The 19,464-nt window shown below is 61.0% G+C and carries 15 protein-coding genes and 1 pseudogene; 12 read left to right on the top strand and 4 right to left on the bottom strand.

Going from position 1 to position 19,464, the window contains the following annotated elements; translation table 11 throughout:
* The 6 genes from GY725_03040 to GY725_03015 all read left to right on the top strand — a co-directional run.
* On the top strand, positions 1 to 1,221 hold a 1,221-nt coding region (locus GY725_03040), incomplete at its 5' end, for a cytochrome C (GenBank protein ID MCP4003151.1).
* A 7-nt stretch (positions 1,222 to 1,228) separates the two neighbouring features.
* Positions 1,229 to 3,340 carry a hypothetical protein gene (locus GY725_03035; protein MCP4003150.1) on the top strand — a complete coding sequence of 704 codons (2,112 nt, stop codon included), beginning with the start codon at positions 1,229 to 1,231 and terminating at the stop codon, positions 3,338 to 3,340.
* A 4-nt stretch (positions 3,341 to 3,344) separates the two neighbouring features.
* Positions 3,345 to 4,658, top strand: coding sequence for an NAD(P)-binding domain-containing protein (locus tag GY725_03030; protein ID MCP4003149.1), 1,314 nt, complete (start codon positions 3,345 to 3,347; stop codon positions 4,656 to 4,658).
* A complete protein-coding gene (locus GY725_03025) occupies positions 4,645 to 6,543 on the top strand; it encodes a hypothetical protein (protein MCP4003148.1) in 1,899 nt (632 codons plus the stop codon). The genes GY725_03030 and GY725_03025 overlap by 14 nt, the downstream gene beginning before the upstream one ends.
* Positions 6,544 to 6,597: 54 nt before the next feature.
* Positions 6,598 to 7,389: a class I SAM-dependent methyltransferase gene (locus GY725_03020; protein MCP4003147.1), complete on the top strand. Its 792-nt coding sequence runs from the start codon at positions 6,598 to 6,600 to the stop codon at positions 7,387 to 7,389.
* A gap of 62 nt (positions 7,390 to 7,451) precedes the next feature.
* Positions 7,452 to 8,093 (top strand): carboxymuconolactone decarboxylase family protein, encoded by a 642-nt coding sequence (locus GY725_03015; GenBank protein ID MCP4003146.1) that lies wholly within the window; start codon positions 7,452 to 7,454, stop codon positions 8,091 to 8,093.
* Here the strand turns inward: GY725_03015 and GY725_03010 are convergent.
* The 3 genes from GY725_03010 to GY725_03000 form a co-directional block, all read right to left on the bottom strand.
* Positions 8,090 to 8,854, bottom strand: a complete 765-nt coding sequence (locus GY725_03010) for an SDR family oxidoreductase (GenBank protein MCP4003145.1) — start codon at positions 8,852 to 8,854, stop codon at positions 8,090 to 8,092. The two genes, GY725_03015 and GY725_03010, sit on opposite strands and share 4 nt — an antisense overlap.
* A gap of 536 nt (positions 8,855 to 9,390) precedes the next feature.
* Complete coding sequence (locus tag GY725_03005) at positions 9,391 to 10,779, bottom strand: MFS transporter (GenBank protein MCP4003144.1); 1,389 nt, start codon at positions 10,777 to 10,779, stop codon at positions 9,391 to 9,393.
* Positions 10,780 to 10,877: 98 nt separating this feature from the next.
* Positions 10,878 to 11,930, bottom strand: coding sequence for a deoxyhypusine synthase family protein (locus GY725_03000; GenBank protein MCP4003143.1), 1,053 nt, complete (start codon positions 11,928 to 11,930; stop codon positions 10,878 to 10,880).
* Positions 11,931 to 12,067: 137 nt separating this feature from the next.
* Between GY725_03000 and GY725_02995 the strand changes: the two genes are divergently transcribed.
* A complete protein-coding gene (locus GY725_02995) occupies positions 12,068 to 12,712 on the top strand; it encodes a methyltransferase (GenBank protein ID MCP4003142.1) in 645 nt (214 codons plus the stop codon).
* A 63-nt stretch (positions 12,713 to 12,775) separates the two neighbouring features.
* Positions 12,776 to 13,363 (top strand): RNAase, encoded by a 588-nt coding sequence (locus GY725_02990; protein ID MCP4003141.1) that lies wholly within the window; start codon positions 12,776 to 12,778, stop codon positions 13,361 to 13,363.
* Positions 13,364 to 13,385: 22 nt separating this feature from the next.
* Here the strand turns inward: GY725_02990 and GY725_02985 are convergent, their stop codons facing one another.
* Entirely contained in the window at positions 13,386 to 14,981 is a 1,596-nt protein-coding gene (locus tag GY725_02985; GenBank protein MCP4003140.1) for a glycosyltransferase family 39 protein, read from the bottom strand.
* 254 nt (positions 14,982 to 15,235) lie between these two features.
* Between GY725_02985 and GY725_02980 the strand changes: the two are divergent.
* From GY725_02980 to GY725_02965, 4 genes and pseudogenes are all read left to right on the top strand, one after another.
* Positions 15,236 to 16,461: pseudogene (locus tag GY725_02980) on the top strand (DegT/DnrJ/EryC1/StrS family aminotransferase).
* Positions 16,461 to 17,450: a Gfo/Idh/MocA family oxidoreductase gene (locus tag GY725_02975; GenBank protein ID MCP4003139.1), complete on the top strand. Its 990-nt coding sequence runs from the start codon at positions 16,461 to 16,463 to the stop codon at positions 17,448 to 17,450. The pseudogene GY725_02980 and the gene GY725_02975 overlap by 1 nt, the downstream one beginning before the upstream one ends.
* Positions 17,450 to 18,070 carry an N-acetyltransferase gene (locus tag GY725_02970; protein ID MCP4003138.1) on the top strand — a complete coding sequence of 207 codons (621 nt, stop codon included), beginning with the start codon at positions 17,450 to 17,452 and terminating at the stop codon, positions 18,068 to 18,070. Before GY725_02975 ends, GY725_02970 begins: the two co-directional genes overlap by 1 nt.
* Before the next feature lie 21 nt (positions 18,071 to 18,091).
* Positions 18,092 to 19,447, top strand: a complete 1,356-nt coding sequence (locus tag GY725_02965; protein MCP4003137.1) for an FAD-dependent oxidoreductase — start codon at positions 18,092 to 18,094, stop codon at positions 19,445 to 19,447.
* Positions 19,448 to 19,464 lie beyond the last annotated feature (17 nt).

The raw sequence follows: 19,464 nt of genomic DNA, 5'->3' as shown, positions 1-19,464 counted from the left end.
CAAGCCACGGGCAAGACACCTACGCATATCCAGACTTCGAACACCTGCGAGCAATGCCACACGACTTCGGCCTGGCTCCCCGCAGCCTTCAGCCACGCGGGCATCACGAGCGGTTGCACCACTTGCCACAACGGTGTGCAAGCCACGGGCAAGACACCTACGCATATCCAGACTTCGAACACCTGCGAGCAATGCCACACGACTTCGGCCTGGCTCCCCGCAGCCTTCAGCCACGCGGGCATCACGAGCGGTTGCACTACTTGCCACAACGGTGTCCAGGCCGCGGGTAGAACGCCTACTCACATCCAGAGCACCAACAGCTGCCAGGATTGCCACGGGACCCAAGCCTGGATTCCGGCGAGCTTCAGCCACTCCGGAATCACGAGCGGTTGCTCGAATTGTCACAACGGAGTTCAGGCACCGGGCAAGACGCCGACCCATATCCAGAGCGCAAACACGTGCGAAGACTGTCACGGAACCAACGCCTGGTTGCCCGCCAGTTTCAGCCACCCAGGAATCACGAGCAGCTGCTCGAGCTGTCATAACGGAGTACAAGCCGCGGGAAAGACGCCTACACACATCCAAAGTTCGAACACGTGCGAGGACTGCCACAGCACCAATGCCTGGTTACCGGCGAGTTTCAGCCACTCGGGCATCACAGGCGGCTGCGCCACCTGCCACAACGGTGTACAAGCCAGCGGAAAGACGTCAGGCCACGTGATCACGACTGCGTCGTGTGAGACCTGCCACAGCACGGCCGCGTGGATTCCAGCCAGCTTCGATCATGACAGCATCACGGGCAACTGTGGGAGTTGCCACAACGGTGTACAAGCGACGGGCAAACACACCGGCCACTTCGTCACCAGCATTGACTGCATTCAGTGCCATAACACAAGCACCTGGAGTCAGATCTCATTTTCCCATACGTCAGCGGCCTACCCGGGCAACCATCAGGGGAATCCGGGTTGCACCGAGTGCCACCAGTCCAATAGCCAGTCAGCCACCTGGATTTTCGCGCAGTACCAACCCGATTGCGCAGGTTGCCACTCAAATGATTTCGACGATAGCGAGCACAAGAAGTGGGAAAACCCAGACGCCTTCTACAGTGCGAGTGATCTCCGAGATTGCACCGGTGCTTGCCATAGGTACACGAACTCTTCAATGACGACGATAGAGAAGTTCCGGAGCGGTGAACACCGAGTCAACCGCGGAGACTGGTAGAAAGCCGATGTCGCTAATCCATCTGCGCTTCGCACTCGTCCTGCTCGCAGTGGTTGCGGGGACGTGGACGAGTTCTTCAATCAGCGCGGACACGCGAACGACGCGCGTGCTTCGAGGCGTAACCGTCGCGCCGGGACGGGATTGGACCGTCATCGAGATTCACATGGACGTGGACCTGCGACTATTGAGCCACGCACCCGTGCGACTTGGACGAACCCTCGAGATCCGTATGCGCCGCCAACTCTACCAGCCATCGTCGCCGGCATTGCGCGGCGGCGAGACCGTCGAATGGCACGAGCGGGACCTGGTAGGACTCGTCGACGTCCAACTCGATGCAGACAGCGCAGGCAACCCAAAACTGCTGGTGCACTTCGACCGCCCCATGGAATTCGAGGTATCGCAGGGGAACGCACTTGATAGGGTCCAAATCGCGGTCCGCCCGGCCCCGTTGCAAGAGATTCAGCCCGTTCTGATCCGACCGCGCCCCGCAGGCGAGGCCGATAGCGTCGACCAGAACCGCATCGACCAGATCATGAGCGAAGCGCGCAAGGCCATGACGGCCGGGAATTTCGATCGGGCAATCCTGCTCTTCACAAAGGTGATCGAACAGCCTGAGCACTCCCGCGCCCCAGAAGCGTTGGAACTGCTCGGACTGGCACACCAGCGCAACGGGCAGTTCGCACACGCGAGGGCAGAGTATGCCCGCTATCTTCAAATCTACGATGACATCGACGGCTCTGCACGCGTGCGGCAACGCCTGCAGGCCTTGCTCACCCTGAAATCGGGCCGTCAACCGAAGGCCATGGCGCGCCCCACACAGGAAACCTGGTCACACTCTCTTTCCGGCAGCATTTCACAGTCCTACCGGCGCCACGATCTCGACATCGACGGAAACGAGAGCGAGACCACGAGTTCGTCGTTCGACTCGGACGTCTTCTTGTCTTCACGTCACGTACGACCGGGCCTCTCGCTACGCACCAGCTACGCAGCGAGCTATCGCCACGATCTGCTCGAGACGCTCGACACAGCGGACGCGCTTCGAATCACTTCGGGTTTCATCGACCTGCGTTGGCGGGAGAGTGAGAATTCTCTGCGCCTCGGACGTCAGTCGGCGTCTGGAGGCGGCGTTCTGGGGCGTTTTGACGGCGCGTTGTTCGGCTTCCCGATGGGCGAGCGGTTGCGGCTCAATCTGGTCTCGGGCTTCCCTGTCGACTTCACCGAGTCCAACCACTTGAACGCATCGCGTCCCTTCTACGGCCTGAGCATCGATAGTGGTTCTTTCGCCGACTACTGGGACGGACAGCTTTTCGCAATCCAGCAGTGGATCGATGGGGTCGAAGGTCGCACCGCCGTCGGGGGACAGCTGCGCTTCGCTCACCCTCAAGGCTTCTGGCTGGCCATGGCTGATTACGATGTATCCTACGGTGTGTTGAACACGGCCATGCTAGTCGGCAACTGGCGGCTCGGCGACACGACCAGCATCAATCTCCTGGCTGATCTACGTGCCAGTCCAGTACTCACGACCCTGAACGCTTTGCAGGGGCAAACCGCGACCTCGATTGATGATCTGCACGATCTCTTCAGCGCAGACGAGATCCGCCAACTGGCCGAAGACCGGACTTCGCGCTCACGTCTGGTGACGATCGGTGCGACGCACAGGATCAACCAGACCTGGCAAGTATCCGGAGACGTCTCCCTGTCTCGCCTTTCGGATACCGAAGCGTCGGCCGGAGTCGATGCGACCGAGGGCACGGGAAATGAAGTCTTCTACTCTTTGCGGGGCAGCGCTTCCAACCTCCTGGTCGAAGGCAGTTTCACCAGCTTCGACGTGCGCTATGCCGACACCAGCAGCGGACGCCGATACTCTCTGGGCGGAAGCGGACGCTATCCGATCGTAGAGGGCCTGCGATTGGGCCCCCAACTGATTGTCGAGAGGCGCGAGAACGACTCTGCTGCCAACTTGTGGAGGTATCGACCTTCCATACGAGCGGATTTCCGTTGGAAGCGACTCTGGCTGGAACTCGAACTCGGTATCGATATTACCGATGGCTCGGCGAACGTAAGCGGAAGCGACCAGCGGGAGTACTTCAGCATGGTCGGCTATCGGTACGAGTTCTGATGCCATGAACTTCGCAGACCTCTCGCTGATCGCCTTCTATCTCGGGCCTCCACTGCTCGTACTCGGGTTCATTCGCGTCCGCGCTCAACGCCGCGAAAGGACCGCGAGAATGCGTCTCGACGAAGCCCATGAAGCGGGTTTGCTCGAGCCTCCGAGCCTCCATCCACTCATCAATCTGAACCGCTGTGCCGGTTGTGGAAGCTGCGTTCGAGCTTGCCCCGAAAACGGAGTGCTCGGCATCATCGACCAGCGGGCCGTTCTGGTAGCTCCTGCGAACTGCATCGGTCACGGTGCCTGTAAGACTGCTTGTCCAATGGATGCGATCACCCTCGTCTTTGGCACGGCCACGCGTGGAGTCGACATCCCGAATATTGGCGATGATTTTCAGACCAATCTGCCAGGCCTGTTCATCGCCGGTGAACTCGGCGGAATGGGATTGATTCGCAACGCTGTAACTCAGGGGCGCCAGGCCATCGAAAATCTAGCTCGGTGTTCGCGAGCGAGCGCAAAGGACGAAGTCGACGTCGTCATCGTCGGAGCTGGCCCCGCAGGGTTTGCAGCGACTCTGGCCGCCAAGAAGCTCGGACTGTCTGCGGTCACCATCGAACAGGATACGCTCGGAGGAACGGTCGCCCACTACCCGCGCGGAAAGATCGTGATGACCGCCCCCATGGAGTTGCCACTGTTTGGAACGGTAAAAATGCGCGAAACGAGCAAGGAAGCGTTGCTCGAATTGTGGGAAGAGGTGGAACGCAAGACGGGTATCGAAATCCGCTACCACGAGCGCATGGAGAACATCCAACCTCAGGGCAACGGCTTCTGCGTAACGACGAATCGGGGAATCCATCGCGCGCGCTCGGTGTTGCTCTGTGTCGGACGCCGCGGCACACCTCGAAAACTCGGTGTTCCGGGTGAAGAGCTGCCGAAAGTCGTCTACAGACTGAGCGATCCTGAGCAGTATGCGGGGCAGCGGGTGCTCGTTGTCGGCGGTGGCGATAGTGCGCTCGAAGCAGCGGTAACACTGGCCGAAGAAGTCGAAGGCACATCGGTCGCACTCTCCTACCGAAATCCCTCGTTCGGCCGAGCCAAGCAGAAGAACCGCGAGCGTGTCGACTCCGCTGCGAAGTCTGGATCCCTGAACCTCCTGCTCGAATCGACACTCACGGCCATCGAGCCGGAGCAGGTAAGCCTGAACGTTTCCGGGCGATCGATAGAGATTGAAAACGACGCGGTGATTGTCTGCGCTGGAGGTGTAGTCCCGACTGCCTTTCTGGAATCCATCGGCATCGAAGTGGAGACCAAGCATGGCACGGCCTGATCGAACCTCGAGCGATACGTGTCAGGTGAGACTCATAGGCCTTCTTCGACGATCCGCGAGCACTCTCACGACCCTGCTCCTCGCCCTTCCACTCGCGCCATCCGCCGCCGAGGTAGAGGACGGACTACAGGCCATTCGCAGAAGCGAGCCGGCGAAAGCGGCCGGGATCTGGTCGGATCTCGCCCGAGATGGGGACGCAGATGCCGCCTACCACCTGGGCGCTCTGTACCGCGGAGGCCGCGGAGTAGTAAAAGACTGGGACCGGGCTTTCCGTCTGTTTTCCCAGGCCGCAGAGGCAGGTCACGCCAAGGCACAGTACAGCCTCGGCCTGCTCTACCAGAACGGCCAGGGCATCGATATCGATTTCGCACGAGCCCGGGAATGGTTCTCAGCCGCGGCTGCACAAGATCACGCGGCTGCACGGAAACGCCTCGAGGTATTGGCCACAGAAATGCCTTCCCGCCTGGTCGAGCAGACCCCGGAAGATGCGTTGCACAAAGCCGTTTCGCTCGGTGAGCGAACTCTGGTCACTCATCTTCTCAAAGCGGGCGCCGATGCCAACGCGCGAGACGCGGACGGGCGAACTCCCCTGCTCCTCGCCTGCGAACGCGGCGAAGGGGAGATCGTCGGGACACTGCTCAGATCCGGCGCCGATCCGGACTTGGTCGACGCATTCGCGGATTTTCCGCTCGTCGTCGCGACGGATCGCGGTGAGTTGGAAATCGTGGAGCAATTGCTCGGTCGTGGAGCGGATGTGGACAGGATCGATCGCTACGGCAATACGGCTCTGATTGCCGCGGCGCGCAAGGGGCACAGCGACATCGTGGGGCGTCTGCTCGACTCCGGGGCAGCGCTGGAGTCTCGCAATGACGCGGGCGCGACGGCCCTCGCAGAAGCTCGGGCTCGGGGCCACGATTCCGTTGCCCGATTGCTGGAGTCGTCGGGCGCCTGGCCCGGTCCCGCGGCACCCGATCCACGCTCGAAAGAGCTGGAGAAACTGGTGCGCGAAGGCGGCGCAGATACCGCATTGATGCGCGCAGTCGCGGCTGGTGAAACAGAACTCGTCGCCTCTTTGCTGGCCAGCGGAGCCAGTTCGAGAACGAGCGACGATCGCGGGACGACCGCGCTCCACGTGGCCGCAGAACACGACCGGGTCGATAGCGCGGCCTTGCTCGTCGAGGCCGGGGCTTCTGTGCACGGGAGTCGGAAGGACGGAATGACACCCCTGCTAGTCGCAGCAGGTTCGGGATCCTCGCGAACTGCCCGCTGGTTGCTCGAACACGGGGCAGACCCAGGTGCTCTCGATCGCGAAGGGCGTGGCGTGCTCGTGCATGCAGCCCGAGGTGCCGATATCGAAGTGCTGAGCCTGATGCTCGATGCTGCGTCGCCACGTGATCGGCGGGCAGCGCTTGTCGAAGCAGTTCGAGACGGTCGAGGAAGCCTGGTTGAACGGCTCGTCGAATCGGGAGCGAGTCCCTCGACGACGGACCGCGAGGGACGAACCGTGCTGAGCCTGGCGGCTCGCGACGGTCATGGCGCAGTCGCGCGGGTGCTGCTCGCAGCAGGAGCCGATCCCAGAGTGCCTTCTCGCGGTGGCGCAACACCGCTCATGCTTGCAGCCGGGCGCTCGCGCCTCGAAGTCGTTCGCCTCCTACTCGAGTCGGGAACAGATCCAGATGCGCGCAATGAGCGTCGAGCCACAGCGCTGATGCTGGCCGCCGAGAACGGAAGCGCAGACATCGTGCGCGTCCTGCTCGAAGCCGGAGCTTCTACTCGTTTCCGCAACTCGGAAGGGGAAAACGCCCTTGGGCTTGCGGAACGCAGTGGGCGAACCGAGGTCGTTGCGATCCTGAAAGAACATACCGGGTTGCTCGGTCTCTTCTGAGAACCTCGCCCCACGGGCTCTACCTGGAGTCGTCGATTCAGGTAGGCTCATTCGATGCGACGCATTCACCTTTTCGAACTCGAAGATCAGAGTTGGTTCCCCTCCATCATCCGCGATGCGGGAACCGACTTCTTGCGCTTCGCGGTCACTCGAGTCGACCAGACCGCAAACTTCGAACCCATACTCGAGAAACTGCTCGCGCAAAGTGGCAGTCCGCACTTGATCGACCTGTGTTCCGGCGGTGGTGGGCCGATCGAGAGCCTTGCCAAGAGCCTGTCTGCAGGCGGCACGAAGATCCGCATCACACTGACGGACTTCTATCCCAACATCAAAGCACTGGAGGGGATCGCCGAAGCTTCAGAGGGTGCGATTGATTTCCATCGCGAACCGGTCGACGCCAGAAACGTACCCGATTCACTCTCCGGTGTTCGCACCATGTTCAACTCGTTTCACCACTTTCGACCGGAGGACGCAAAGGCCATCCTCGCAAACGCCCAAAAAGGCCGAAGTCCAATTGCGATCGTCGAGTTGATCGGTCGCTTCCCCCTGTCATTCCTCTCCATCCCCTTCAACGCGAGCATCGGACTGGCGCTCATCACCCCGTTCATTCGACCCTTCCGCTGGAGCCGACTGCTGTTCACGTACCTGATTCCACTCATCCCACTTCTCGTACTCTGGGATGGACTCGTGTCCTGTCTGCGCGTGTATTGCCCAGCCGAGCTCGACGAACTTACGGCCGATCTCGCAGCAGATGACTGGGTCTGGGATTCGGGCGAGATCCCCAATAGCGCGGCGCCGATCCCTTTGACCTACCTGATCGGCTATCCCAAGGAAGATGCGGCCTGAATCCTTCGGCCGATGGGAATTCGTCAAACGCGTATGATGGACTCTCTTTCAGAGGAGAAGTCATGCCCAGATTGCGCCAGGTCCCACTCGCCGATGCCCACCCCCTCGCCAAGACGATCTACAAAATGCTATTTGGCAAACGCGACCCGGTCGCCGAACCGGGTACCGCGACCGGTACACCGGGCAATTGGTGGACGGTCTTCGCTCTGGTTCCCGATGCATTCGACCACACGTCTGCGGGTTTCCAGTTTTACCGCAGCGCCGATCGCAAACTCGATGCGAAGTTGCGAGAACTGGGCCAGACTCGGGCGGGCTGGGCAGTCGGCAGCCAGTTCGTATTCTCGCAGCACTGCAAGGCTTCGCGAGACGTCGGCCTGAGCGAAGAGCAAGTCCAGGCGATCCCCTCCTGGAACTCCGCCGACTGCTTTTCTCCTCTGGAACGAGCGGTACTCGCCTACACAGATGATCTGGTGTTGAACCGAGGACGAGTCCCCGATGGAACCTTCGAACGCCTCAAGGCGAATCTTTCCGACGAGGAGATTCTCGAACTCACCTACACCGTTTGCACCTATGCCATGCACGCGACGATGAGTTGCGCGTTGCGACTCGAGTACGATGATGTCGATGATCGTGTCGTCGAGGTACCGGCGCCCGATGGCGATTCGGCAGACGTGATGAGCATGGTGGACACGGATCGGGACTAGTACTTGTCGGGCCGAATCTCGGCATCGTTTCCGCCGTCGATGTAGAAAATCGATCCGTGGATCCAGGCTCCCTCTGGCCCGAGCATGAATCCGACCAGGGATGCGACATCATCCGGTTCGCCCCAGCGGCCGATCGGAATATCGATGTTCGCGACACTGTCGTGAGTCGACGGATCGTCGAGCGTCGCTTGAAGTAGAGGCGTTCGCACCGGGCCGGGACAGACGCCATTGAGTCTGATTCGCGCGTCCCCCCACTTGCGCACGCGACGACGGATCGCCCGACCGAGCGCGTGCTTGCTGCCCAGATAGGCGACGACGGGACTGTCGAGTTCATCGATGATGCGCACCGCTTCTGGCTCATCGTGCGCCAGCAGAGCGAGCACAAACGGATGCTCTTCGAAAGGAGCCATTTGCGCGGAGTTCGAGACAATGGCGACGACCGCAGGATCCATGCCCTCATGGAGCGCATCGAATAGGCCATCCATCAGCTCGACCGAGCCGAAATAGTTGACGGCCGCTATCAGCGAAGCCGGGCGCGCGTTCGACAGGCCCGCAGACGTGACCAGGCGATCGAGGCGACCATCGCAACGCTCGACAATCCGCCCGATCGCCTCCTGGCGCCCTTGCGGGCTGGAAAGATCGGCGATCACCTCGGCGTCTCGGAGATCGACACCGATGACTTCGAATCCGTCCTTCTCCAGGCGGGCCCGCACCGCAGCACCGATTCCCGAAGCCGATCCCGTAACAGCCGCATACCTCATGCTCTTCCCCTCGTCTGAAAACTGGGGAGATGATAGCGCCAGAACGGACACGAAGGCATCTGCCAGGTTGAAAGCGCCTTCCGCTGCGCCGTGCGCTGCGGGGTTACTCCTGACGCGCGGGCAAGTCGGAAGCCAGCCCGAATACCAGTCCGGATTCGTTCCAGACCTCGATTTTCGCGCCTCCGACCGGGCTCGCAATCCGGCGAAACTCGAGGTATCGAGATCGGGCCTCAACGGCTTCTCGTGGTTCAGAGCGATCTCTTCCGCGACGCGCAGCGCTTGAACGGTGGGAGCGCCCCCAAAGTCGCTCGCGGCAAACCACAGAACGAAGCCCGCGGCCAATGCAGCCACTCCAGCCCAGGTACGAAGCGTGCTCTTTGGGCGCGCGTCGATTTCCGCCATCGCCGAGTACCAGGAAGTCCAGATCAATCAACTGGATTCGCTTTCGAACTCGCATCGGAAATCTCCTTTCGGCTTCTGGTCTTCGACGAGCCGTCTACTGGAGTGAACGAATGAGGCTCCGATTTGATTGCAGCTCAGTCTCGATTTCTGCGTCGATCGAGTTGCGCGCGGATCTCGGAGTGTTCCGCCTCGTTCAACGCGAAGTTGCGGAAGAGGAAGGCACCCATAAAGTACATGAACAGCGGTACGAGGCCATTCATCCCCTGCAGCATGGAGATCGTGGCTTCGCTCTGCTCCTCATTGGGTGTGAAATCCGAGAACTGGAGAGCGGCGCCAGCCGCCAGGATCATCAGAGCGCTCGCGCTCTTGATCGCGAAGCCCCAGGCCGCTGCGTAGGCGCCTTCTTTGCGCTCGCCCGTAGTTAGTTCGTCGGAATCGATCACATCGGCCAGGATCGAAGGACCGACCGTAGACCCGGATCCGGAAAACAGACCGGCGCAGATCATCGCAATGGTCACCGAAACGACCGCTTGCGGTTCCAGGAATGCGATCGATCCGAAGGAAAGCCCGGACCCGACCATCCCGATGATCCATGCATTTCGCTTGCCCAGGCGACGGGACAAGAGCACCCAGAGGGGAATCGAAACCAGAGTGCAGACGACGAACAGACCCGGAACCTTGGCAATCAGATCGGGCCGTTTCAGAACGTACTTCATCAGGTAGGGAGCCATGATTCCCAGGACGCCCGTGCCCGCCATCTGGACGAACTGCGCAAGCAGGAGCAGGCGCGCGTGAGGGTTGCGCAAGACGTCGCGCATTGCCACAAACGAACTCGACGCGCCTCTTCCCTGAAACTCGGGACGCTCCCGGATGAAAAGCGGTGGAATCAACAGAACGATGACGCTGATCGCGACAATCCCCAGGACGAGATCGCCCGCCGCCTCGCGAGGGACCTCGGCCGTCGATACGATCTGGATGAAGCCGAATCCGAACATCATCCCGGACATGAAGAACGCACCCTGAGTGCCGAAGATGCGACTGCGATCGTGATGATCGTCGGTCAGTTCAGTGCCCACCGCCATATGCGGCACGTTGTACATCGTGAACGCGCTGTAGAACGCGAACATGCCGACGGCGACCCACACACTGAGTTCGAGTGGTGGCAAGTCGGGCGGACTCCAGATCATCCACAGGGCGACGCCGTACAGGGGAATACCTGCAAACATCCAGGGACGCCGGCGCCCCAGACGAGTGCTCGTGCGATCACTCCAGGTGCCGACGATCGGATCGGAGATTGCGTCCCAGGCTCGCGCCGAGGCAAAGATCCCACTGACCGCGAGAGGTGGCAGCAAGAGCACATCGGTCGCGAAGTTCAGAAAGTAGAACTGCACGAAGAAGAACGGAGCAGATAGCGCCAGTAGCGGCGGCGCCCAGGTCAAGAGAACCTTCGCCGGAACGCGACCCGTGCCGGAGTCGGAATTCACAGGCGAGACGTCGAGATGAGAATCCTGCGCCTGGGCCAAACGACTCCTCCTGATCAGCAGTCTACCCGTAGCCACTGCAGGATGTTCGCTGCGGCATTACTCCCCGAGCAGCGGAGATGCGGTCACCCGAATCGCTTTCAGTTGTCGAGCACATAGCTGAAGATCAGCGGAGCGACGATCGTCGCGTCGGACTCGATCACGTGCATCGGCGAGTCGACGTCGAGTTTGCCCCAGGTGATCTTCTCACTCGGGATCGCACCGCTATACGAACCGTAACTGGTGGTCGAATCGCTGATCTGGCAGAAGTAGCCCCAGTAGGGACAGGCCCGGCGCAGGTCCTGATGGATCATCGGAACCACACAGATCGGAAAGTCCCCGGCGATGCCGCCACCGATCTGGAAGAAACCCACCGTGCGCAACGCCTCGCTTGCGGGAATCGCGCGCCGCGCTCCGCCGATCCCGACCTCGGAAAGCGTTGCGGCCGGGATGTCGGCCAGCGCCTTGCCCATGGTCACCTGCGTATACCACTCGGCCAGTTCAGCCAGACACTCGGTGCCCCCGCGCACCGTGTCGTAGCGAGGCAGATCGCCGTTGATGACGTGCGCAGTAAAGACGTTTCCGAGCGTCGAGTCTTCCCATCCAGGTACGAAGATCGGAAGATTTCTTTCAGCCGCGGCGATCATCCAGGAGTTCCGCGGATCGATCTGATAACTGGCCTCGAGGTGTCCCTCATTCAGAAGTCGGTACAGGAACTGATGGGGAAAAAGACGCTCCTGATCGGCCGCAGCGCGTCGCCAGATCTCGAGCAATGGCTTTTCGACTGCCCGGAAGGCTTCGGCTTCGGGAATACACGTGTCGGTGACGCGATTGAGCCCTTTGCGTTCGAGTTCCCTTTCTTCTTCGACCTTCAGGTTCCGGTAGTTGGGAATGCGCTCGTAGTGATCGTGCGCGACGAGATTGAAGATGTCCTCTTCGAGATTGGCTCCCGTGCAACAAAGGGCGTGAACCTTCTCGCGGCGGATCATCTCAGCCAGCGACAAGCCGAGCTCCGCTGTGCTCATCGCGCCCGCCAAGGTGAGAAACATCTGCCCTCCCCCCTCCAGATGGGCGACGAAACCCTCTGCAGCGTCGCGCAGCGCGGCTGCGTTGAAGTGGCGGTAGTGGTACTGGACGAAGGAACGCGTCTTCATGGCCGCAGCGTAGTCCGCTCCGAAGCGCCCGTCGAGCGGGCCGTCCCTGGAAGACGGGTGCTACCCTGAAGCCTGTGCCCAGTCGGCAATCGGAAGTCGGCAATCGGAAGTCGGAAGTCGGAAAGGACATCCCCGCAATGACGAGTGCGTCGGACAGGCTTCCGAATTTGCCAGACGAGGCTGTACGAACGGCCTTCGGTCATCCGTTGGTCCGGCGGCGACTCCCCCTGTGCCCGGAAATCGAACTCTGGCTGCTCGGTGAGAACATCGACCTGGAAGCGTGTTGTCGGAGTCTGCGCGACTCCGAACCTCCTCCCTATTGGGCTTTTTGCTGGGGAAGCGGTCAGGCGCTGGCGCGGTACCTGCTCGATCATGCCGACCTGGTGAAAGGCCGAAGAGTTGTCGATTTCGGCACGGGGTCGGGCGTGATCGCAGTATCGGCCGCGCTGGCCGGAGCGCGAGAAGTAAGGGCCGTGGATCTCGACAGGGGAGCACTGAGAGCCGTTGAGATCAATGCAGAACTGAACGGCGTGGAGATTCGCACTTCGACCGAACCACCCGACGACTGGGAGGTTCTGCTCGCGAGTGACGTCCTTTACGAGACCTCGATCCGGGATTGGCTGCTCGGCTTGCGAAGAGAGGGACGGAGCATCGTGATCAGCGATCCGGAGCGCCCATCCGCGCCGCCCGTCGGCCTCGAACCCGTCATTCGCTACGCCTCACAGACCTTCCCTGACGCGGACTCACCCCAGCGAGACGCGGCGATCTATCACCTGTCATGAAACGCTCATAATGGCGCGGTCCCCTGCCGATGGTAAGACGACAAACAACCCGTGGAGGCCACGATGGACGAGATCCTCAGCAAGAATCTGTTCCTGGTCAAGGAGCACGTCGGCGTATTCAAAGCCGCCAACAACTTCGACATCTATGACCCGCACACAGAGGAGAAGATTCTCGAGTGTCGCGAGGAAAAGCTCGGCCTGCTCACCCGGATTCTGCGCTTCACAGACTACAAGAGGATGACCCCTTTCGAGATCGAAGTACGCCAGCCCAACGGGAACGTAATCTTCACGGTCAAACGGGGTATCTCGCTCTTCCTATCCAGTGTCGAAGTCTGCGACGGCTCGGGTCGCAAGATCGGAGGCTTCAAGCAGAAGCTCTTTTCGATCGGTGGCAAGTTCGACGTTCTCGACCACATGGACCAGCAGGTGTGCTCACTCAATGGCAAGTGGACGGGCTGGAACTTCCGCTTCGAACACAATGGTGCGGAACTGGGCGAGGTCGACAAGAAGTGGGCGGGCGTCGGAAAGGAACTGTTCACCAGTGCAGACAATTACATGGTGAGCATCTCGGAAACCCTGCCGAGCGACAGCACGGTGCGTCCGTTGATGCTGGCGGCTGTTTTATGCATCGACATGGTGCTCAAGGAGTAGTCCTTATGCATCGACATGGTGCTCAAAGAGCCGACTGAACGGGGCGTCGTTCGTAGAGTTCCAGGCCCCGGTCCATCTCGAGCGGGAAATAACGCTCGCGGAGAAACTCGTTCAGGTCACGCCAGGCCGGCATCCTGCGGAATCGGGCGTGCATGGCCTCGCGATCCACGTAGCACCACGCCGGTGGGCCGCGTTCCAGATCCTCTCGAAAGGCTTCGTTCCAGCGCCCACCCAACTCCGTATCCGGCAGGGCTCGCGCGAGAGTCGGAAAATAGTAGAAACGGGTCGGCTGTGGAATCTCGGCCAGGAAATTGACGAGACTCGTGGTGCTCCAGACCAGCAACGTTTCCCCCGCTGGAATCTGCGCTCGAGCGCGCTCGCTCAGAGCCACGGCATCCGCCACGGTCAGCACACCCCCCGCCTCGTAACGCGCAAAGTAGTTCGCATCGGACTCGGAACCAGTGAGCCAGAGTGCAGGTGTTGCCAGGGTATTGCGCAGTTTCAAACCGGTGCCAAGAACGACCAACAAGAGTAGTGCGCCCGCGGCGAGGCGGGGCCCGGTTCGTGTTCCAGAGTTTGCACTGCGCAGAAGGCGGCCTGCGCCGATGCACGCGAGAGCCAGCAAGGCCGTGAAATGCAGGCCCAGGTGATAGGCAAAACCCCGAGCCTGCAGGAGGTACGACAGGAGCCCAGAGAATGCGAGCAAGACGAGCCCGAGGCACGCGGAGCGTGCCCAACGAGAGCCGTTGAACCAGATGGAGATGCAAGCTCCCAGAGCGAGTGCGGAGATCCACGGCCATGACCTTCCGTGCTGTTCGAGCGCCGTGGTGGCAAGTCTGTTCCAACTGGCGCTCTCTCCCCGATAGGCGGGCAAATTCATGGTGAGGAGCGCATCCCGCATCGCTTCGAGAGGCGTTCCCAAGGCGAGCACGATTGCAAGACCGGCCAGTACGCCGATCACACTTGTGATCCCGGCAATCAGAAGATGCGCAACGGCCTCGCGCATGCGCTCGCGTTCGGACGCAATTCGCATCCACGCGATTAGAATCAGCGCCGGTCCCAGAAATCCACTCGTGGGTTTGGTCAGGAAGGCCATCGCCAGGCACGCCCCGGTGCCGAGTTGCAGTGCCGACTTCCCGCGCTGCCACGCGAGCCAGTCAAACCACAACGCGATGAACAGCACGTGTCCGCATACCAGATCGCGCTGACCGGCCATCCAGATGCCGCCGACGGTCACGTAGAGGGCCGGATAGAGCGCAAAGACTCCGAGCGCAACTGTGCGTCCCCAGATACGCCGGACGAGATCCGCGAGAAAGGCGAGCCCGAGCAGCATCAACAGGAAGTCCAGAATCCGCCAGGCGTACAGCTGATTGCCGAACAGGAATGTCGACAACGCGTGCAACCAGACGCCGAACGGCCAGTTCTCGTCGACAACATCGACGTAGAGGCGATCCCCCGCCAACAGACGCCAGCCGAGATAGTCGAGCTCGTACTGATCTGGACTCGCGGGTAGAGCGGCGTAGAGAACCCCCATGACCGCCATCCAGAGGCCGAGCGCGGCCAACACGGGCACTCCCGCGGAGTTCATCCGGAACTGGCTGCTCGAATTCTCGCCCACGCTCCTACTGCTCCCTCCCGGCTTTTCCGACCGCAATCCTTCGGCTTTTCGCTTCTATCCCAATCGTTTGTAGGATTTCTTGCCTATCAGGGGAAATCCCGGAGCGAACTGCGGAATGTGCAAACTGGACAAAATCACTGTGGGGGCTAAGACGCACGCCCGTACAGCCGATAAGCTTTGGCGAGAAATGCCTCTAACGCTCTCGATTCACGCTCTCGGTGCCCACAGAAATCTCCATCGGACACAGGACGCTCATGACTGATCCAGAACTGCTCGAATTGCCATCGGATCAGGATTCCAGTGGCCGGACCCTCGGGGAAGAAGAGATTGCGGCGGTCCCAGAAGCCCTCCGTTCCGGTGTTCTGACTTCGACGAAGGGAGTTTCGTCAAGCGCCTCGAGGAGCGGTTCGCGAGTTCGCTAGGCGTCGAGCACGCCTACGCGTGTAACTCCGGCACAGCCGCGATCCACTGCGCCGTCGCGGCGATCGACCCGGAACCCGGCGAAGAGATCGTCACGACTTCCATCACCGATATGGGAGCGCTCACGCCGATCCTGTTCCAGGGGGCCGTGCCCGTCTTCGCAGACGTCGACCCGGCCAGCTTCAACGTGACCGCCGAGAGTATCGAACGCGTGTTGAGTCCGCGCACACGGGCGATCATCGTGACCCACCTTTTTGGTAATCCTCGCGAGATGTCGGCGATCATGGAACTCGCCGACTCGCGCGGGATTCCCGTGATCGAGGACTGTGCGCAAGCCTACGGCGCACTCTCACAAGGTCATCCCGTGGGCACTCTGGGTTCGATCGGCTGTTTCAGTCTGCAGCAGGGCAAGCATGTGACGACTGGAGAAGGGGGTCTCCTCGTGACCCGGGACGCAGCGTTCGCGCGCCGCATCTTCCTGTTCATCAACAAGGCCTGGGGCTACGGGGACGAGAAGCCCGACCACTACTTCGCTGCATTGAACTACCGGATGAACGAGTTGACCGGAGCAGTTGCCCTGCAACAGATGGGCAAACTGAAGGACGTCGTGTCCACACGCATGGAGCGAGCGGAACGACTGCGCAAGTCCCTCGACGGATGCGCCGGTCTCGAGACGCCACGCATTGCGGACGGCGATGCGCATAGCTATTGGAAGTACACGCTGAGCGTGGCCCCCGATACGATCGATGCTGGCCCCGGCGGAATGGCTCAGGCGCTAAAGGAGTACGGCATCGCCTCGGCACCGCGCTATATCCAAAAACCGGCCTTCGAGTGCGAGGTCTTCCGCGAGCAACGCACCTTCGGGTCCAGCGGTTTCCCGTTCTCGCTGGCCCGTCCCGAGGCACTCGACTACTCACCAGAACTCTATCCGGGAACCTATGAAGCGCTCCGACGCGTACTCGTGCTGCCCTGGAACGAACGCTACCTGGACTGCCACGTCGATTTCTTAGCAGAAAAGGTCAAGGGTGCGACGAAGCGCTTGCGCAGGGGAGGTTCCTGATGACATCTCCATTGCGCCTGGGCATCATCGGTGCGGGTGCGATCGCCAATACGCATATGGACGCGATCGGCAGTAGCGAACGGGTCGATTGCGTGGGCATCGCAGACACAGACCTGGAAGCAGCGCAGAAGCTCTCTCGCGATGCGTGTCCATCCTATGCAACTCATCGAGCCTTGATCGACGCCGGCGAGTGCGAGGCGGCCATCGTCTGCACGCCTCCGAGTTCGCACCAGGAGATCGCGACCGACTTGCTGGAAAGCGGAATCTCGGTTCTGTGCGAAAAACCACTTGCCCCCTGTGTCGATCAGGCGCGCGAAATGATCGACCTCGCGCGGCGAAAGTCCGTACTGTTCACCATGGCTTCGAAGTTTCGCTTCGTCGAAGACATTGTATCCGCCCGGGAATTTCTGGAGCAGGGCCGCATTGGCGAAGTCATCTTGTTCGAGAACGTTTTCACCGGCTACGTCGACATGCGTCAGCGCTGGAACTCCAGACCCGAACTGAGCGGCGGCGGAGTCCTGATCGACAACGGCACGCACTCGGTCGACATCATGCGCTACTTCCTGGGCCCGATTGCCGAAGTCCACGCACTCGAGGGCAAGCGCGCGCAGGGACTCGATGTCGAAGACACCGTGCGGCTCTTCGTGCGCAGCGTCGACGGAGTCGTCGGCAACATCGATCTTTCCTGGAGCCTGAGCAAGAGCACGCCCTACTTCATCGAGATCTACGGATCCAAGGGATCAATCCACATCGGCTGGCAGGGTTCGATCCTGCGCACAGCAGACGATGGCGAGGCCCTCGAGTTCGGTTCAGGCTATCGAAAAGTAGACGCCTTCCGAGCGCAACTCGAGAACCTGGCAGATGCACATCAGGGCGAGAGCGAACTGCGCATCGGTCCGGAGGATGCACTGGCCTCCGTCTTCGTGGTCGAGGCCGCGTACCGCTCCATGCGCGAGGATCACTGGGTCTCCGTGCGCCAGATGAGCTGATGGCTGCGCGCATTCACCCCACGGCGGAAATCGAATCCGGTGTGGAAATCGGTGACGAAACCAGCATCTGGGACCACGTACACGTCCGCGGCCCGACTCGCATCGGCCGCGAGTGCATCGTCGGCGAAAAGACCTACATCGCCTACGGCGTGAGCATAGGGGATCGTGTCAAGATCAACGCCTCCGTCTACATCTGCACGGGCGTGACGATCGAAGACGGCGTGATGATCAGCGCCGGTAGCGTTTTCACAAATGATCGCTTTCCCCGAGCCACCACACCCGATCTGAAGACGCTCGCTTCCTCGGAACCCGATGAACAGACGCTTGCGACTCGAGTCGCTGCGGGTGCGACGATTGGTGCTCGTTGTGTGATCGGGTGCGATTTGGAGATCGGACGTTTCGCGATGGTCGGCATGGGATCCGTCGTGACCCGTAGCGTACCAGATTTCCATCTGGTCATGGGGCACCCTGCAAGAACGCGCGGGATTGTCTGCCGTTGCGGACAGCCAGTTTTGCGCTTCGAAGACACCTTGCCCGAGCGCAAGGATCTCGAGTGCACATGTGGGTTGCACTACGCGGTCGAAGCCGGTCGCGTGCTTGAACTCACTCCGCCGAGCTAGCGGGAAGGAGCGAAGCGGGCGATGACCGCACCCCGAAGCGAAGCGCGCAACTGGGCGATCGTAGGCGGAGGCCTACTCGGCCTGGTGCTCGCTCATCGGCTTTCGCTTGCAGGCCACCGAGTCACGGTCTTCGAAGCCGAAGGGCAGACCGGTGGGCTCGCGGGAACCTGGTCTCTGGACGGCATCGTCTGGGACAAGCACTACCACGTCACCCTGCTCTCCGACGCCTTCACGCGACAGATCCTGCACGAACTCGAACTCGCTTCGGAAACGGTCTGGGTGGAGACGCGCACGGGCTACTACGCTGACGAACGGGTCTCGTCGCTCTCGAATGCAATCGACTACTTGCACCTGCCGGGATTGAACTGGATCGACAAGATCAGACTCGGATGCACCATCGTGGGCGGATCGCAGGTTCGCGACTGGAAGCGCCTCAAAACGATTCCCGTAGCCGACTACCTGACCCGCTGGTCTGGACGCCGCACCTTCGAGCGACTCTGGCGGCCACTATTGCAGGCGAAGCTGGGCGAGAGCTACCGGGAGTGCTCTGCAGCCTTCATCTGGGCGACGATCCAACGCCTGTACGCCGCGCGACGAACAGGGCTCAAGAAGGAGATGTTCGGCTACGTGAAGGGTGGTTACGCGCGAATTCTCGAACGCTTCGAAGAAAGACTGCGCAAGCAGGAGGTTCGCTTCGAACTCGGCGCACCCGTCACATCGGTCGTTCGAGTCGGAGAACAGTTTGAAGTCTGTGCGAATGGCCGGTCCGATACTTTCGATCGCGTCGCCGTCACCCTTGCCCCAGCTCAGGCCGCACGCATCTGCACCGGACTTCCGGCGGCGGAACTCGATGGACTCCGCGGATTTCCCTATCAGGGAATCATCTGCGCGTCGCTACTCTGCGAGCGCCCACTGGACGGCTACTACCTCACGTATCTGACCGAGGAAGACCTGCCCTTCACGACAATCATCGAGATGAGCGCTCTCGTGGGTTGCGAACCCTTTGCGGGCAAGATGCTCGTCTACCTACCGCGCTACCTCGCGCCGGACGATCCGATGTTCGAAATGAGCGACGAGCAGATCCGGGAACTCTTTCTGCCGAAACTCGAAAGGATCTACCCGGGTTTCAAACGCGGCGACGTGTCCTGCTTCCAGGTTTCGCGGGAGTCCCACGTCTTTCCGATTCCCCGCCTGAACTACTCCGAGAAACTCCCCCCGATGAAGACGGGACAGTCTGGCCTTCACATCGTGAACTCCGCGCACATCGTCAATGGCACTCTCAACGTCAACGAGACCGTACACCTGGCAGAACGGACCGCCGCTGCATTGATCTCGAGCGACGGCCTGGAATCCGCCAGTACGGAGACCGAGCAGTGAAGCCGATCTGCAGCCTT

The sequence above is a fragment of the bacterium genome (genome assembly GCA_024226335.1).
Classification (GTDB): Bacteria; Myxococcota_A; UBA9160; order SZUA-336; family SZUA-336; genus JAAELY01.
Note: the sequence above shows the minus strand (reverse complement) of the source record. Positions and strands in the feature narration are given on the sequence as shown.

Excerpts from the sequence above, each read along its gene's own strand:
- GY725_02970 (MCP4003138.1), top strand. The coding sequence starts at position 17,450 with ATGGCTGCGCGCATTCACCCCACGGCGGAAATCGAATCCGGTGTGGAA.
- GY725_02965 (MCP4003137.1), top strand. The coding sequence starts at position 18,092 with ATGACCGCACCCCGAAGCGAAGCGCGCAACTGGGCGATCGTAGGCGGA.
- GY725_03035 (MCP4003150.1), top strand. The coding sequence starts at position 1,229 with ATGTCGCTAATCCATCTGCGCTTCGCACTCGTCCTGCTCGCAGTGGTT.
- GY725_02995 (MCP4003142.1), top strand. The coding sequence starts at position 12,068 with ATGACGAGTGCGTCGGACAGGCTTCCGAATTTGCCAGACGAGGCTGTA.
- GY725_03010 (MCP4003145.1), bottom strand. The coding sequence starts at position 8,854 with ATGAGGTATGCGGCTGTTACGGGATCGGCTTCGGGAATCGGTGCTGCG.
- GY725_03000 (MCP4003143.1), bottom strand. The coding sequence starts at position 11,930 with ATGAAGACGCGTTCCTTCGTCCAGTACCACTACCGCCACTTCAACGCA.
- GY725_02990 (MCP4003141.1), top strand. The coding sequence starts at position 12,776 with ATGGACGAGATCCTCAGCAAGAATCTGTTCCTGGTCAAGGAGCACGTC.
- GY725_03020 (MCP4003147.1), top strand. The coding sequence starts at position 6,598 with ATGCGACGCATTCACCTTTTCGAACTCGAAGATCAGAGTTGGTTCCCC.
- GY725_02975 (MCP4003139.1), top strand. The coding sequence starts at position 16,461 with ATGACATCTCCATTGCGCCTGGGCATCATCGGTGCGGGTGCGATCGCC.
- GY725_03015 (MCP4003146.1), top strand. The coding sequence starts at position 7,452 with ATGCCCAGATTGCGCCAGGTCCCACTCGCCGATGCCCACCCCCTCGCC.
- GY725_03030 (MCP4003149.1), top strand. The coding sequence starts at position 3,345 with ATGAACTTCGCAGACCTCTCGCTGATCGCCTTCTATCTCGGGCCTCCA.
- GY725_03025 (MCP4003148.1), top strand. The coding sequence starts at position 4,645 with ATGGCACGGCCTGATCGAACCTCGAGCGATACGTGTCAGGTGAGACTC.